Here is a 15121-nt window from a genome sequence, read left to right on the forward strand (position 1 = left end):
GGCAATGAGCTACCGCCTGCTTGCCGACCTCGTGCTCATCGTGCACGGCCTCTTCGTCGCCTTCGTGGTGTTCGGCGGACTGCTGGCGTTATGGAAGCGCTGGATCGCCTACCTGCACCTGCCGGCCCTGGCCTGGGGCGCTTTGGTCATAGGCATGGGCTGGATCTGCCCGCTGACGCCGCTGGAGATTTCGCTGCGGCAGCAGGCCGGCCAGCAAGGCTATGGCGGCGGCTTCATCGAACACTACGTGCTGGCGCTGATCTACCCCGAAGGCATCACCCGTGCGACGCAGATCGTGCTGGCGGCCTTGCTGATCGTGGGCAACATCGTGGTCTACACGCTGTGGGCGCGGCGCGGCCGGCGCCAGCCGGCCGCCTAAACCGCACCGTTTACAAGCCTCGCGCGATGACCAGGCGCTGGATGTCGCTGGTGCCTTCGTAGATCTGGCACACGCGCACATCGCGATAGATCCGTTCGACCGGGAAATCCTTCAGATAGCCATAGCCGCCCAGGGTCTGGATGGCGGCCGAACACACTTTTTCGGCCATCTCGGAGGCGAACAGCTTGGCCATGGAGGCTTCCGTCAGCGCCGGCCTGCCGGCTTCGCGCAGCGCCGCGGCGTGCAGCACCATTTGCCGCGCCGCGTGGATCTGCGTCGCCATGTCGGCCAGGCGGAAAGCCACTGCCTGATGCTCCATGATGGGCTTGCCGAAGGCCTGCCGGTCGCGCGCGTAGTCGCGCGCGCACTCGAACGCGGCCCGCGCCATGCCCACGGATTGGGATGCAATGCCAATGCGCCCGCCTTCCAGGTTGGACAGCGCAATCTTGTAGCCCTCGCCTTCCGCGCCGAGGCGGTAGGCCGCCGGGATACGCATGTCCTCGAACGCGATCTGGCAGGTGTCCGAGGCATGCTGGCCCAGCTTGTCCTCCACCCGCAGCACCTTGTAGCCCGGGGTGTCGGTGGGCACGATGAAGGCGGAAATGCCGCGCTTGCCGGCCTCGGGGTCGGTCACCGCGAACACGATCACGACCTGGCCGCTGCGCCCCGACGTGATGAACTGCTTGGCGCCATTCAGGATGTAGTCGTCGCCATCGCGCCGCGCCCGGGTGTGCAGGCTGCTGGCGTCCGACCCGGCCTGCGGCTCGGTCAGCGCGAATCCACCAATATGTTCACCGCTCGCCAGCGGACGCAGGAACTGCTCTTTCTGCGCGTCGGTACCGAACTTCAGGATGGGCATGCAGGCGACCGAATTGTGCACGCTCATGATGGTGGAGCAGGCGCCATTGCCGGCCGCGATTTCCTCCAGCGCGACCGCATACGCGATATAGCCGCTGTCATTGCCGTCCCAGGCTTCGGGCACCAGCATGCCGAAAAAGCCCAGCTGCGCCATTTCGGCGATGGCGTCGGCGGGATAGGCGTGGTCACGGTCCCAGGCCTCCGAGTTGGGCGCCAGGCGCTCCTGCGCGAAGCGGCGCGCCATTTCCTGGACGCTGAGCTGTTCTTCCGTCAAAAGCATGTCTGTCTCTCCTGGATGCGGTGGCGGCCGGCGCGCGGCCTGCTCTGTTCTGCGTTTCGGCGTCCGCTTGGGACGGCCGTCAGATCGCCAGAATACACCGGGCCGGTGCGCGCGCCGGACGCGCCTATTCCCGCGGCGCGTCCTGCTCGGCGCGCTGACGCGCCGGACCGCTGGCGCGGCTCAGGTTGTAGGCGGTGTTCACCAGTCCGATGTGCGAGAACCCTTGCGGAAAATTGCCCACCAGGCGGCGCCGGCCGACATCGTATTCTTCCGCCAGCAGGCCCAGATCATTGCGTAACGCCAGCAAGTGTTCGAACAGGCGTTCGGCGTCGGCGATGCGCCCCTGCATGACATAGGCATCGGCCAGCCAGAAGCTGCAGGCCAGGAACACGCCCTCCTCGCCCGGCAGGCCGTCGCTGGCGTGCTGGGTGGAATAACGCAACAGCAGGCCGTCGCGCAGCAGTTCGCGTTCGATAGCACGCACCGTGCCCGCCACGCGCGGATCGTCCGCGGGCAGGAAGCCCACTTGGGGAATCAGCAGCAGGCTGGCATCCAGTTCCTCCGATCCGTAGCTCTGCACGAAGCAGCCGCGCGCCGGGTTGTAGCCGTGCTTGCAGATATCCGCGCGGATGCGGTCGGCAAGGCGCTGCCATTCATCGCGCGGCCCGCGCAGGCCGAAGCGGTCGCAGGACTGCACCGCGCGGTCGAACGCGACCCAGCACATCAGCCGCGAATGCGTGAAGGCGCGGCGCTCGCCCCGCACCTCCCAGATGCCATGGTCCAGGTCCTGCCAACGGTGTTTCAGCGGCTCCAGCAGCACGTTCTGCAGGCGCCAGGCCTCGGCCAGCGGCGCCAGGTCCGCGGCGCGCGCGGCATACAGAGTCTCGATGAGCTCGCCGTAGACGTCCAGCTGGCTCTGCCCGGCGGCGCCGTTGCCGCGCCGCACCGGCAGGCTGCCCTCATAGCCCGGCAGCCAGGGGATTTCCAGCTCGGGCAGCCAGCGCTCGCCGGCGATGCCGTACATGATCTGCAACTGGTCGGGATGCCCGGCCACGGCGCGCAGCAGCCATTGGCGCCAGGCCTCGGCCTCTTCGCGGTAGCCGGCATTGAGCAAGGCGTACAAGGTCAGCGCCGAGTCGCGCAGCCAGCAATGCCGGTAGTCCCAATTGCGGCTGCCGCCCAGGGCTTCCGGCAACGAGGTGGTGGGCGCGGCGATGATGCCGCCAGTGGGCTGGAAGGTCAGCAGCTTGAGCGTGATCAGCGAGCGGACCACGGCATCGCGCCCTTCCTCGCTGCCTTCCCAGCGGCAGCGCTTGGCCCACTCCTGCCACCAGGAGATGGTGCGGTCCATGCTTTCCACGCGGTCCGGCACGAAATGCGGCGTGCGGTGCGAGCGGTGATAGGACAGCGTGAACGGCACCACCCGGCCCGGATGCACCGAGAAGCGCGCCGTGGTCGTGAGCTCGTGCCCCGCCAGGTCCACCGGCGTATGCAGCTCGACCGCGTCGGGGCCGGCGATGGCGCTCAGGCCGTAGTCGCGCCGGCGTACCCAGGGGACGGCCTGCCCATAGTTGAAGCGCAGCGCCATCTCCATGTCCATCTGCACGTGCCCGGATTCGCCGCGCACGATGCGCACCACGTCGGCGCGCTCATCGTCGTCACTCAGGGGCATGAAGTCGTACAGCAGCGCCGCGCCCGAGCTGGTCTCGTAGCGCGTTTCCAGCACCGCGGTATCCGGCACGTAGCGGCGCGAGACCGTGTATTTCTGCGCATGCGGCGCGATGCGCCAGTGTCCGTGCCGTTCGTCCCCCAGCAGCGCCGCGAAGCACGCCGGTGAATCGAAGTGCGGCAGGCACAGCCAATCGATGGAGCCGTCGCGCGCCACCAGCGCGGCCGACAGCATGTTGCCGATCAATCCGTAGTCTTCCAGGGGCTTGGACATGGTCTAGCCCGCGCCCCGGAACTCGGGATACAGCGTCATGCCGCCGTCGACGAACAAAGTCGTGCCAGTGACGTAGTCCGAGGCGTCGCTGGCCAGCCATACTGCCGCGCGCGCCACGTCTTCGGGTTCGCCGATACGGCCGTAGGGAATCAGCTTCAGCAGTTTGGCCAGGCTTTCCGGGGTGTCCCAAGCCGGCTGGTTGATGGCGGTGCGTATGGCGCCCGGCGCGATGGAATTGACCCGTATCCGGGCCGGAGCCAGTTCCTGCGCCAGCGATTTCATCAGCATGGACACGCCGCCCTTGGAGGCCGCGTAATTCACCTGGAAGGCCCAGGGTATGACCTCGTGCACCGAACTGATGAAGAGGATGTTGCCCGTCGCCAGCCCCTGCCGCGCCGGGTCGGCCGGCTGCGACTGGAACAGCCTGGCCGCGGCGCGCGCGCACAGGAAATGCCCCGTCAGGTTCACATCGATGACGCGTTGCCAATCGGCCAGCGTCATGTCGGCGACTGGGGCCGAATGCTCTATGCCCGCATTATTGACCAGGATGTCCAGCCGTCCGTAATGCTGCAGCACCTGCGCAAACAAGTGCTCCACCTCGGCCTCCTTGCTGATGTCGCCGGCCGCCGTGACGGCCGACCCTCCCTGGCGCTGGATTGCTTCGGCGACTGCCGCCGCGCGCCCCTGGGAATCGCCGCCCGCGCGATGATTCACCACCACCCGCGCGCCGGCCGCGGCCAGCCCGATCGCGGTGGCGCGGCCTATGCCGGAGGACGCCCCTGTCACCACGGCCACCCGGCCGCGCAGTTCACTCGGGTGTTGCATGCCTGCCTCCCTGGCGGCCGCTACCCATCGTGGCCGGCCGCCGCGTGTAGAAAGTCCAGGGTAGTACCGCGCACAGGTTCCATGCAACCCATTGCGCAACGTGCATAATGACGGCTATGCCGGCCCGCGCTCCTGATGGAGCGACGGGCCGCAGGTCCATATGCCCACCCGTATGCCCTCGCTTCCTGGAGACGCCGTGCTGGATCCGATACTTGCAGAACTGTCGACCACCCTGCCCGAGGCCAAGTCCGTCGAACAGCTGACGCGCCCGCTGCTGGACATGCTGGGCGCGGTGACCGGGCTTGAGTCCACCTATCTCACGTCCATCGACCTGAAGGCGGATCTCCAACACATCCGCTACGCGCGCAACGCCGGAGCACTGCAGATCCCCGAAGGGCTGTCCGTACCCTGGGACGACACGCTGTGCAAGCGCGCGCTGGACGAAGGACGCCTGTGCACCAGCGATGTCTCCAGCTGCTGGCCGGACTCCGACGCCGCCCGGCAACTGGGCATACAGACCTATCTGAGCGCGCCGGTGCGCAGGGATGACGGCGTGCTGTTCGGCACCCTGTGCGCCGCCAGCGCCACGCAACGCCAGATCGAGCCTCGGGCGGAATTGGTACTGAAGCTCTTCTCCAGCGTAATCGCCCGCTTCCTGGAACGCGAAATGCTGATGGAGCAGCTGCACGCCGCCAACGTCCAGCTCATGTCCTATGCGTTGACCGACACGCTGACCGGCCTGCCCAACCGGCGCGCCCTCTACGAGGCGCTGGACCGCCTGCAGGCGCGCGCCGTCCGCGAAGGCGGCAGCGTGCTGGTCGGCGTGGTCGACCTGGACGGCTTCAAGGGCATCAACGACGTCTACGGCCACCAGCAAGGCGATGTATTCCTGCAGGAGGTGTCGCGCCGCATCGCCGCTGCCCTGCGCGGCTCGGACATGCTGGGGCGGCTGGGCGGCGACGAGTTCGTGCTGATCGGGCCGGGCCCGGCCCTGGCAGCCGGCGACGGGCCGCATGGCGTGCACGCGCCACGCGGCGAGGCCGAAGAAGCCGCCCGGTCGCTGGAAGAACGCGCCACCGCCGCCACCGTGGGGCGCTACCAGCTCGGCGAAGATGCCGTGCCGTACGAGGGCGCCAGCGTAGGCGTGGTGGCGCTGGACCCGCGCGGCCTGGACGCGGAAGCCGCCGTGCGTTTGGCCGACGCCCGCATGTATGAGGTCAAGCGGGCGCGCAAGACGGCGCGCGTCATTCACTAGCGCGAGAAAGGCGCCTTGTTCAGGCTGCCGCGGGCGCTACCGCGGCGCCTTCTATGCCGTGGCGGCGCAGCGCGTTTGCGACGAAGCCGCTGGCCTTCATCTCTTCGACAAACCCCGACAGGACTTCCATGGCTTCGGCGCCACGGCTCTTGGGCGCGCCCATGGCCTGGCGTATGGTCATGAAGCTGCCGGGCAGCAAGCGCAAGCCCTGCAACCGCCTGGCGTCCGCCTCCAGCTGCTGCAGCACACCCGCCGCCACGTCCGTGCCCTCTGCCAAAAAAGTGTCGACCACGGCCGGCGAGGTAGGCGCACGCGTAATGGTCGCCCGCTTCAGTTCACGGCTCAGGTACAGGTCGTACGCGCTGCCTTGTCCGACGGTGACGCGATGTCCCTCGCGGTCGACCTCGTCCAATGCGCGTAGCGCAGAATCTTCGCGCACGAGGTAGGCGCCCTGGATCAGGACATAGGCGTCGGTAAAGGCAATGCCGGCCGCGCGCAGCGGATCGATGGCGAAGAAGCCGATGTCGGCGTCCTCCCGCGTGACGGTCTCCACGGAAGCGCCCGCGCTATCCAGCACGACCAGGTCCAGCGGCACGCCCAGCCTTTCGGCGAAGGCGCGCGCCAGGTCCACGGACACGCCGGCCGGCGCGCCGGCAGCATCGCGCCCCGCCAGGATGGGATTGCCCAGGTTGATGGATGCCCGCAGCCGGCCGGTTGGCGCGAAGGCGGAAATGATGTTCGTGTTCAGCTTCATAGGTTTGTGCAGGGTGGAAAGATCATGAACCATGGCGGCTGAAGACGCCGCCGCAGCAGAGGTCGATGCGCGTCGGCTCCAGCGTGTCGCCGAACCAGGCGTTCAACGCCGCGCGCCGTTCGCCGACATACACCGGCTGCCCGTCCGTGCCGAGCTTCATGCCCAGGTCATGGCCCGGCACCAGCAGCGTTCCGGGCGTCTTGCGCCACAGCTCCCAGATGCGGGCCAGCGTAGCGCGGCTGGCGTCCATATCGGCGGTGTCATTGACCGTTCCCGACAGCAGTTCGGCCCGGTTCTTCGCGGCATCGCCGGTGAACAGAACCGTTTGCAGGCCATCGTCGACGTAGAACAGCAAGTGGCCCGGCGTGTGCCCCGGCGACGCAATCGCGCGCAGGTACGGCAGGAATTCGTCGCCATCGCGTATGCGCCGGACACGCTCCGACGACGCCAGTTCGCGCACGTAGAGCTCCGGCAGCGGATTGAACCCGGGCGGCTGGGCGGCCGCCCAGGCCAGCTCCAGCTCGCCGATCCAGACGGTGGCGTTGGGAAACAGCGTGAAGTTGACGGCGTGATCATAGTGGGCGTGCGTCAGCACCACGTCGGTGATGTCGGCCGCGGCCACGCCGCAGCGGCTCAGGTGCTGGCCCAGCAGATGGCGCACACCGAACGCGCCCACGTCCACCAGTATGTTGCGCCCGCCGCCCCGCAAAAGCGTGGTGGTGCTCCAGCCCAGTCCGCCATGGCACAGCGAACGCCCTGGATAGCCTTGTATCAATACCTCGATGTCATACATGGCCTACTCCGCTTGCACATGCGCATCCGCGATCAGCTTGCGGTAGCGTTGCAGGTCTTCCTGGATCAGGCGCGCGAATTCCTGCGGGGAGCCCGCGACGATCTCGTTGCCGCCTTCGGTCTGGAGCTTCTGGATCACGTCGGGCTCGCGTGCGGCCTTGACCACCTCTTCATGCAGGCGCGACAGGATCTTGGGATCGGTGCCAGCCGGCGCCAGCAAACCCTGGAATTGCGTGACCACGAAATCCTTGAAGCCCAGTTCCTCCATCGTCGGGATATCGGGCAGGCCTTGCGCGCGGTTCGGCCCCGACACCGCATACCCGCGCAGCTTGCCGGAACGCAGATGTGGCGTGGCCGTCACCACCGTGTCGAACGTGAAGCTGAGCTGCCCGCCCAGCACGTCGGTCAGGGCCTGGGCATTGCCCTTGTAGGGAATATGCGTGAGCTGCGTCTGCGTCATGACCGCCAACAGTTCGCCCGCCAGATGCCCGCCCGCCCCCACGCCCGCGGAGCCGTAGCTTATCTGGCCCGGCTTGGCCCGCGCCGCCGCGATCAGGTCATCCACGCTGCGTATCGGCGACTGCTGCGGCACGACCAGCACGTACTGGTAGCTGGTGATCTGGCTGATCGGCGCCAGGTCGGCCACCGGATCATATGGCGTCTTCTTGTACAGCGAGGGATTCACCACCAGCGGCCCGCTCGCATCCAGCAGCAGCGTGTAACCGTCAGGCGCGGCCTTCGCAACAAAATCAGTGCCTATCATGCCGTTGGCGCCCGGCTTGTTTTCCACGACGAAGGTTGCGCCCATGCTGACCGACAGCTTTTGCGCGATCACACGGGCGGTGATGTCCGCTGCGCCGCCCGCGACATAGGGCACGATCAGGCGCACCGGTTTGCTGGGATAGTCCGACGCCAGCGCCGCGCCGGCCGCCATCATGCCCAACGCGCCCGCCATCATTGCCGTAGCCATGGCTGTGTATTTCATGTCTGTCTCCGAAATGCTGCCGCCAGCGCAGGTCAGGCCGGCAGGGAATCCGCATGGCGGCGCAACAACGCCAGGACATCCGCGTCCAGTGCAATCCCCTGCTCCTTCTGGCGCGCCATCTTGGCCAGTTCGATCTCGCCGGGCTGAATCACCGGCCGCGCGGGATCGGCCGGCGCGCTGCCGTGCAGGATCTGCGCGAAGTCGGCCATGCGTTGGGCGAGCCATTGCGTCGAACCCAGCCTGCGGGTGTCTATCAGCAGGAAAAAGTGGCCAAGGTTCTGTGGCTGATCGGGCGCATCCACCCATGACTTCACATGCGTCAGATAAGCCGCGTTCGACAGCAGCCCGGCGAACAGGTCGACCATCAGCGCCAGGCCGTAGCCCTTGTGCCCGCCGATCGGAAGCAGAAAGCCGTCAAGCGCATCCTTGGGACTGGTCGTCGGCTGTCCGGCCGCGTCGGTGGCCCAGCTGTCGGGAATCTCCTGCCCGGCTTTCAGGGCGTTGCGGATCTTGGCGCGCGCCACCACGCTCATTGCCATGTCCAGCAGAAAGTGCGCGCCCTCCGGATTGGGCACGGCGAAGCCGATCGGACTGTTGCCGACCCGGGCGTCGGTGCCGCCCCAGGGCGCGATGGTAGTGGTGGCGTTGCTGCCGATGATGCTGGCATAACCCGCTTGCGCCGCGATCAGGCCATAGGGAGAAATGGGACCGAAATGATTGCTCTGGCGAGCGAACGCCATGCCTACCCCGCACTCGCTGGCGGCCTGCATGGCGGCGCGCAGCGCGTGCATGCCGACCAGCGGCCCGACGCCGTTGTCGCCATCGACCAGGCACAGGCCGGGCGCGGGGCGCTCGACTTGAATCCGGGCGCGGGGATTGATGCCGCCCACCTGCAGGCGCTCGCCGTACGATTCAATGCGGCTCAGGCCATGGGTGGACAGGCCGAACAGGTCCGCCAACACCAACACCTGGACAACATCGGCGGCATCCTGGGCAGGCAGCCCCAGGCTTTCGAACGCGCGTAGGCCGAGCTGGGTCAGCTCCTCTTCGGCGATAAGAATCGGGTCTTGCTTTTGGCTACTCATGGCAATGCTTCTCGAAAAAGAATGGGGATTCGTGAAAGATGGATCATTCGGCGGACAGGCGGGCGCTGCGCACCACCTGCCCCCAGCGCTTCTCTTCGGCGTCGATGAAGGCGGCAAATTCGGCCGGTCCCGCGCCGGACGCCTCGCTGGCGTCGTGCGCCAGGCGTTCGCGCACGGAATCGGTCTGCAGCGCCTTGAGCGCGGCCTGGTGCAGGCGCTCGATGACGGGGGCCGGCGTGCCCGCAGGCGCCAACAGGCCGAACCACTGCGAACTTTCAAAGCCCGGATAGCCCTGCTCTGCCACGGTGGGTACATCAGGGAGCACGGGCAGGCGCCGTTCCGATCCCACCGCCACGATGCGGATCTTGCCCGCCTGGGCATGCGGCAGCAGTCCGGGCGTGCCGGCCGCCGCAGCGTCGATGTTGCCCGCCAGCAGATCGGTCACCTGCGCGCCGGTCCCCTTGTAAGGCACATGCACCACGTCGATGCCGGTCGCCGTCTTGAGCATCTCGAACGCCAGATGGCCCGCGCTGCCGTTGCCGGCGGACCCGTAGTTCAAGGCTCCCGGCCGGGCGCGCGCCAATGCCACGAACTCCGGCAGCGTCGACGCCTGGACCTTGCCGCCCACCGCGAACACCATGGGCAGCTTCGCCAGCAGCACGATGGGCGCGAAGTCGCGGCGCGGGTCATACGGCAGCTTGGCCACCATGGACGGGTTCACGGCCAGCGTGCCCACATGGCCCAGGATGAGTGTGTAGCCATCGGGAGCGGCGCGCGCCGCTTCCACGGTGGCGATCATCCCCTGCCCGCCGCCCTTGTTTTCCACGATGACCTGCTTGCCCAGATCGCGCGACATCTCCACCGCCACGGCGCGCGCCACCACGTCCGAACTGCCGCCGGGACCGTAGGGCACCAGCAGGCGGATCGGACGTTGCGGCCAGTCCCCGCTCTCGGCGCGCGAGGCTGGCGCCAAAAGCGCCATCAATGGCACGCAGGCCAGTGCAAGGGCGAATTGCCGGCGTAGGCGGCGGACGCGAATCATGAGCTTGTCTCCTGGTATGTGCCGCGCTCGGGGCAGCTTGGAAGACATGATGCGCAGCACTCACAATAGAGTAAAGTGCAAAAATTAGATCAATTCTTGACGAAAACGCATGAAATTCGATTTGGCCGATTTGCGCGCCTTCCTGGCGGTCGCCGACCTGGGCAGCTTCCGCGCCGCCTCCGAAGCCCTGCATCTTTCTCAATCCGCCCTGTCGCGGCGCGCCGACAAGCTGGAGGCCGCGCTAGGCGTGCAGTTGCTGACGCGCACCACCCGCAAGGTCGAACTGACGACCATAGGCCGCGGCTTCGTGCCGCGCGCGCGCAACGTGCTCAACGAGCTTGAAAGCGCCCTGGTCGGCATACAGGACGTGGCCGAACGCCTGTCGGGCCTGGTCACCATCGCTTGCGTGCCTTCCGCGGTCGCCTACTTCCTGCCCGGCGTGATCCGCAGCTACCACGAGCAATACCCGCGCATACGCATCCGGATCATCGATGAGTCCTCGTCGCAGATCCTGACCGCCGTCGCGCGCGGCGATGCCGATTTCGGCCTGACCTACATAGGCGCGAACGACGCCGACATCGAATTCAAACCTTTGCTGGAAGAGCCCTTCGTGGCCGCGGTCAGCCGCCAGCATCCTTTCGCGCAAAGAGAATCGGTCACCTGGGCCGACCTGGACACCCATCCCTACATCAGCCTGGCCCAGGGTAGCGGCAACCGCTTCCTGATAGATCAGGCGCTGGCGCACAGCGGCGTGCGGCCTCGCCATTTCTGCGAAGTCCAACACGTGCCGGCGCTAGTGAGCATGGTCGAGGCCGGCCTGGGGGTAGGCGTCGTGCCACGGTTGGCCATGCCAGCCGGGGAACATGCCGATCTGGTCAGCGTGCCGCTGCGCGAGCCGGCCATCACGCGGACCATAGGATTGATCCATAGCCGGGGCAAGGCGATCAACCCGGTCGCCAAGCTGTTCTATGACCTGCTGGCGGCCAGGGTCGGCGAGCGGCAGGATGTTTGAGCGGCGGCTCCCAGATCAGGACTCGCCGGATCCGGGCGTCGATGCCAGACCGAGCGCGTCCACTACCGCCTTTGCCATCGTGGCGTCTTCGATCGCTTTCGAATGCCGACCGTTCATCAAGGATCGCCTGCCATCTCGCAGAGTCCAACGCCCATTGGGCATGTGGACTCTGCGCTGTTCGCAACCGGGCCCGTGGCTAGCTTCGATGCTCGCGCCGTGAACCAGCAGTTCATGGCTGGTGAGGCCTGCGATCCGCGCCACCACTTTTCGGCGATTGAATCGGAGCAGCGCAGCGTAATCCACCAAACCGAGCAGATCGCGCATCAAGGCATGAATATCCCGAGCCATCTTGCTGATGCTCTTTGCGCATGCGAGCAGGATGATGAAAGCGATGACGTAGAAAAACCCGCGCAAAAACGCGGTCAGTCCATAGAGCAAGACCGATTCCATCGAAAGGGCCTTTCCTTTGGTTGTGGCGACTAGCCAAATTAGTTCCAAAACAACACACCAAACATACAGAGGCAGAGACCACTTCCTGAACTGCTCCCTGCGCAGCGACTTTTGCTCCACAAAAGCCGGGCTGCTTCCAGGTTCGACACCTGCGCTAACGGATGCGTCCAGCATTTCGTCCAGGATTTCATCCTCGTCCACCCGCAGAGCTATCACCCTGCACGCCGCAGGCAGCTCGTCCGCTATGGGCCGCCACCGTGACCAAGCCCCCACAATGCCGACAACCGTGCGGACGAAATCAAGAACCGCAACACCGACAGCGATCGTCAATGATTCCCATGTACTCCAGGAAATGGTTGGCCACAGCGCGTCCAAACCCGTATACGGCGCGCTGGCCAACAAGCCAAAGAACACAATTATCAACAGCACGAAGCGACTGAATACCGCCATCCCTCCAGAGGCGATTTCTTCAATCGTCAACTTCCTCAACGAGACAAATGGCGCAGCAATCGTGACCGCCCTTTCAACCGCGGGATGGTCGGCCGCCATTGCCGCCACTTGGCCGCCATACGAATGACCGATCAGCACCACGGTATTCAGTGGAAACTTGGCCTCATCAAGCCACTTTCTGACGTTCTCCGCAGCGACGCTTCGCGATAACTGCTTGTTTCCAGACTCCCAGCACAGGCCGTACACCGTCAAGCCAGCGGACTCAAGGCCCTTTCGGCATTGAGCCCACCGCGCCCAGTCGTACCTGGGCCCGCTCCAAGTGCCGGGAATAATGAGGGCTGTCCGAAGTCGCTCATGACTTTGGAAAGATTGGCCGCAGGACATCTCACTCAATAGGCGGATACTTGCGGCCTCCATTTCCTGCCCCGTGCGCCGATACGCAAAATTGCGGAATCGGCTACCGGCGGAAAACAGGATGGCGCGGCGATGCTTGAACACGTACATGCACTGATCCGGGATCGAAAAAAGCGCACTCAGCAAAAGCTTCACGCTCCAGATCAAGAAAACGCCGCCACCCGTCGCCAGGAATCCACCCATCAAGGCCAATGGAGTGGCAAGGACAGCAGCTATCGCCGGAGAACTGTGCAAAGGTACGGCCGGGTCCATCTATGCCTGAAGGTTGAAGTAACTAATAGTAAATCAATCTATCAAATTAGATCCTTCGCCACAAGCCGCCTCGAGAGTCTGCTGTGCGCACGATGGCCGCAACATTCCAGGCCAAAAAAAAGCGCCGCCTTCCAGCGACGCTTTATTCAGGGAGTGTCAGCGTCTTACCTCACCTTGCCCTGCTTCCAAGCATCCAGCAGCTTCTCATAAGCAATCGTCTCGCCCTTGGGCTTCTCGTTGGCCAGCTTCTTCCACGGCGCGTGCTGGTCGGACAGCCACTTGCTGGGATCGCTCTTGGCGTTGAGCTTGGGCGCGCACTGCGCCATGCCGGCCCGTTCCAGCCGCGCCATGACTTGGTCCATTTCATTGGCCAGGTTGTCCATGGCGGCCTGCGGGGTCTTTTCGCCGGTGACCGCGGTGGCGACGTTCTTCCACCATAGCTGCGCCAGCTTGGGATAGTCAGGCACGTTGTTGCCAGTGGGCGTCCACGCCACGCGCGCCGGGCTGCGGTAGAACTCGATCAGGCCGCCGTAGTTCGCCGCGTTCTTGGTGAAGAACTCGCTGTTGATGTCGCTGTCGCGGATGAAGGTCAGGCCGGTAATCGACTTCTTCAGCGACACCGACTTGGACGTGACGAACTGCGCGTACAGCCAGGCCGCCGCCATCTTGTCGGGGTTGGTGGACTTGAAGAAGGTCCATGAGCCCACGTCCTGGTAGCCGTTCTGCATGCCGTCCTTCCAGTACGGTCCATACGGCGACGGCGCCATGCGCCACTTCGGCGTGCCGTCGTCGTTGACCACCGGCAGGCCCTTCTTGGTCATGTCGGCGGTGAAGGCCGTGTACCAGAAGATCTGCTGGGCGATCTGGCCCTGGGCGGGCACCGGGCCGGATTCCGAGAAGGTCATGCCCATGGCCTGCTGCGGCGCGTACTTCTTCATCCAGTCCACGTACTTGGTCAGGGCGTAGACGGCGGCCGGGCTGTTGGTGGCGCCGCCGCGCGCAACCGACGCCCCCACCGGGGTGCACTTGTCGTCCGCCACGCGGATGCCCCACTCGTCCACCGGCATGCCGTTGGGCAGGCCCTTGTCGGCAGCGCCGGCCATGGACAGCCAGGCATCGGTGAAGCGCCAGCCCAGCGACGGGTCCTTCTTGCCGTAGTCCATGTGGCCATAGACCTTCTTGCCGTCCAGTTCCTTGACGTCGTTGGAGAAGAAGTCGGCGATGTCCTCGTAGGCGGACCAGTTGGTGGGCACGCCGAGTTCGTAGCCGTACTTGGCCTTGAACTTGCCCTTCAGGTCCTGGCGCGCGAACCAGTCGGCGCGGAACCAGTAGACGTTGGCGAACTGCTGGTCGGGCAGCTGATAGAGCTTGCCGTCGGGCGCGGTGGTGAACTTGGTGCCGATGAAATCCTTGAGGTCCAGGTTAGGATTGGTCCACTCCTTGCCCGCGCCCGCCATGTAGTCCGACAGCGGCAGGATGGCGCCGTAGCGGTAGTGCGTGCCGATCAGGTCCGAATCGGAAATCCAGCCGTCGTAGATCGACTTGCCGGACTGCATGGAAGTCTGCAGCTTCTCGACCACGTCGCCTTCCTGGATCAGGTCGTGGTTGACCTTGATGCCGGTGATCTCGGCGAAGGCCTTCGCCAAAGTCTTGGACTCGTACTCGTGCGTGGTGATGGTTTCGGACACCACGCTGATTTCGTTCACCCCTTTAGCCTTGAGCTTGGCGGCGGCGTCGATGAACCATTTCATCTCGGCCATCTGCTGGTCCTTGGACAGCGATGAAGGCTGGAACTCCGAATCGACCCACTTCTTCGCTTCCGGTTCGCCGGCCCAGGCCGCCGAAGTTCCGATCAGGGCGATAGCGGCCGCCATGGCGTGCATGCGCAATTTCATGACCTGTCTCCTCGATAAATCTTCCCCATCGTTTGCTGCGGACCGCTGGCCGGGGAAGATGCTGGCCGATAGTCCTTCCACTACCTCTTTAATATGCAAGGGGTCTGGCGCCCCTCTTCAGCCTTTCCGCATGACGAAGGCCAGCAGCAGCATGGACGCGATGAAGCTGATCCACACCGATGGCGGCTCGTCCAGTGAAAACCATTCCGCCGCCTTCTGGCCGAGCCCCAGGAATGCCAGGTTGAGCCAGGCCGCGGCCATCAGGCCGATGAACAGGCGGTCGCCGCGGGTGGTGCGCAGGGGCAGGAAACCCTTGCGCTCCGTCGTGGGCGATTTCAATTCCCAGACCGTCATGCCGACCAGCATCAAAACGATGCAGGAAAAGAACACGGCGACGGGCGTGGTCCATACCATCCAGCTGAACATGATCGAGTTCTCCCGGTATCCCTTG

14 protein-coding genes are annotated in these 15121 nt (G+C 65.4%); 3 read left to right on the top strand and 11 right to left on the bottom strand.

The features are described from left to right. Positions 1-4 precede the first annotated feature (4 nt). Positions 5-379 carry a DUF2784 domain-containing protein gene (locus tag AC3WOB_RS13385; RefSeq protein WP_492275285.1) on the top strand — a complete coding sequence of 125 codons (375 nt, stop codon included), beginning with the start codon at positions 5-7 and terminating at the stop codon, positions 377-379. 10 nt (positions 380-389) lie between these two features. Here the strand turns inward: AC3WOB_RS13385 and AC3WOB_RS13390 are convergent, their stop codons facing one another. The 3 genes from AC3WOB_RS13390 to AC3WOB_RS13400 form a co-directional block, all read right to left on the bottom strand. After that, the gene (locus AC3WOB_RS13390; protein ID WP_492275286.1) at positions 390-1517 is read right to left on the bottom strand and encodes an acyl-CoA dehydrogenase family protein; all 1128 of its coding nucleotides are present in this window, start codon (positions 1515-1517) and stop codon (positions 390-392) included. A 124-nt stretch (positions 1518-1641) separates the two neighbouring features. After that, on the bottom strand, positions 1642-3459 hold the full coding sequence (locus tag AC3WOB_RS13395) for a glycoside hydrolase family 15 protein (protein ID WP_013394104.1): 1818 nt from the start codon (positions 3457-3459) through the stop codon (positions 1642-1644). A 3-nt stretch (positions 3460-3462) separates the two neighbouring features. Next, complete coding sequence (locus tag AC3WOB_RS13400; RefSeq protein WP_492275287.1) at positions 3463-4284, bottom strand: glucose 1-dehydrogenase; 822 nt, start codon at positions 4282-4284, stop codon at positions 3463-3465. A gap of 160 nt (positions 4285-4444) precedes the next feature. Between AC3WOB_RS13400 and AC3WOB_RS13405 the strand changes: the two genes are divergently transcribed. Further along, a complete protein-coding gene (locus AC3WOB_RS13405; protein WP_013394106.1) occupies positions 4445-5539 on the top strand; it encodes a sensor domain-containing diguanylate cyclase in 1095 nt (364 codons plus the stop codon). 19 nt (positions 5540-5558) lie between these two features. Here AC3WOB_RS13405 and AC3WOB_RS13410 read toward each other — a convergent pair whose 3' ends face one another. From AC3WOB_RS13410 to AC3WOB_RS13430, 5 genes are read right to left on the bottom strand one after another with little or no spacing between them, the layout of a single operon-like run. Continuing rightward, complete coding sequence (locus tag AC3WOB_RS13410) at positions 5559-6293, bottom strand: ABC transporter substrate-binding protein (RefSeq protein ID WP_492275288.1); 735 nt, start codon at positions 6291-6293, stop codon at positions 5559-5561. A gap of 22 nt (positions 6294-6315) precedes the next feature. Continuing rightward, positions 6316-7086: an MBL fold metallo-hydrolase gene (locus AC3WOB_RS13415; RefSeq protein WP_492275289.1), complete on the bottom strand. Its 771-nt coding sequence runs from the start codon at positions 7084-7086 to the stop codon at positions 6316-6318. A gap of 3 nt (positions 7087-7089) precedes the next feature. Then, positions 7090-8070 (bottom strand): Bug family tripartite tricarboxylate transporter substrate binding protein, encoded by a 981-nt coding sequence (locus AC3WOB_RS13420; protein WP_492275290.1) that lies wholly within the window; start codon positions 8068-8070, stop codon positions 7090-7092. 32 nt (positions 8071-8102) lie between these two features. Beyond that, positions 8103-9155, bottom strand: a complete 1053-nt coding sequence (locus AC3WOB_RS13425; RefSeq protein WP_492275291.1) for an Ldh family oxidoreductase — start codon at positions 9153-9155, stop codon at positions 8103-8105. Between the two features lie 43 nt (positions 9156-9198). Then, positions 9199-10197 carry a Bug family tripartite tricarboxylate transporter substrate binding protein gene (locus AC3WOB_RS13430; RefSeq protein WP_332013852.1) on the bottom strand — a complete coding sequence of 333 codons (999 nt, stop codon included), beginning with the start codon at positions 10195-10197 and terminating at the stop codon, positions 9199-9201. 109 nt (positions 10198-10306) lie between these two features. Between AC3WOB_RS13430 and AC3WOB_RS13435 the strand changes: the two genes are divergently transcribed. Further along, entirely contained in the window at positions 10307-11209 is a 903-nt protein-coding gene (locus AC3WOB_RS13435; protein WP_013394112.1) for a LysR family transcriptional regulator, read from the top strand. 15 nt (positions 11210-11224) lie between these two features. Here AC3WOB_RS13435 and AC3WOB_RS13440 read toward each other — a convergent pair whose 3' ends face one another. The 3 genes from AC3WOB_RS13440 to AC3WOB_RS13450 all read right to left on the bottom strand — a co-directional run bounded on the left by AC3WOB_RS13440 (position 11225) and on the right by AC3WOB_RS13450 (position 15096). Continuing rightward, positions 11225-12658: an alpha/beta fold hydrolase gene (locus AC3WOB_RS13440; RefSeq protein WP_492275292.1), complete on the bottom strand. Its 1434-nt coding sequence runs from the start codon at positions 12656-12658 to the stop codon at positions 11225-11227. A 281-nt stretch (positions 12659-12939) separates the two neighbouring features. Beyond that, the gene (locus tag AC3WOB_RS13445; protein WP_492275293.1) at positions 12940-14670 is read right to left on the bottom strand and encodes an ABC transporter substrate-binding protein; all 1731 of its coding nucleotides are present in this window, start codon (positions 14668-14670) and stop codon (positions 12940-12942) included. A gap of 117 nt (positions 14671-14787) precedes the next feature. After that, positions 14788-15096: a DUF2160 domain-containing protein gene (locus tag AC3WOB_RS13450; RefSeq protein ID WP_207465288.1), complete on the bottom strand. Its 309-nt coding sequence runs from the start codon at positions 15094-15096 to the stop codon at positions 14788-14790. Between the last annotated feature and the right edge of the window lie 25 nt (positions 15097-15121).

The organism is Achromobacter sp. FW305-C-30-7 (assembly GCF_058783105.1).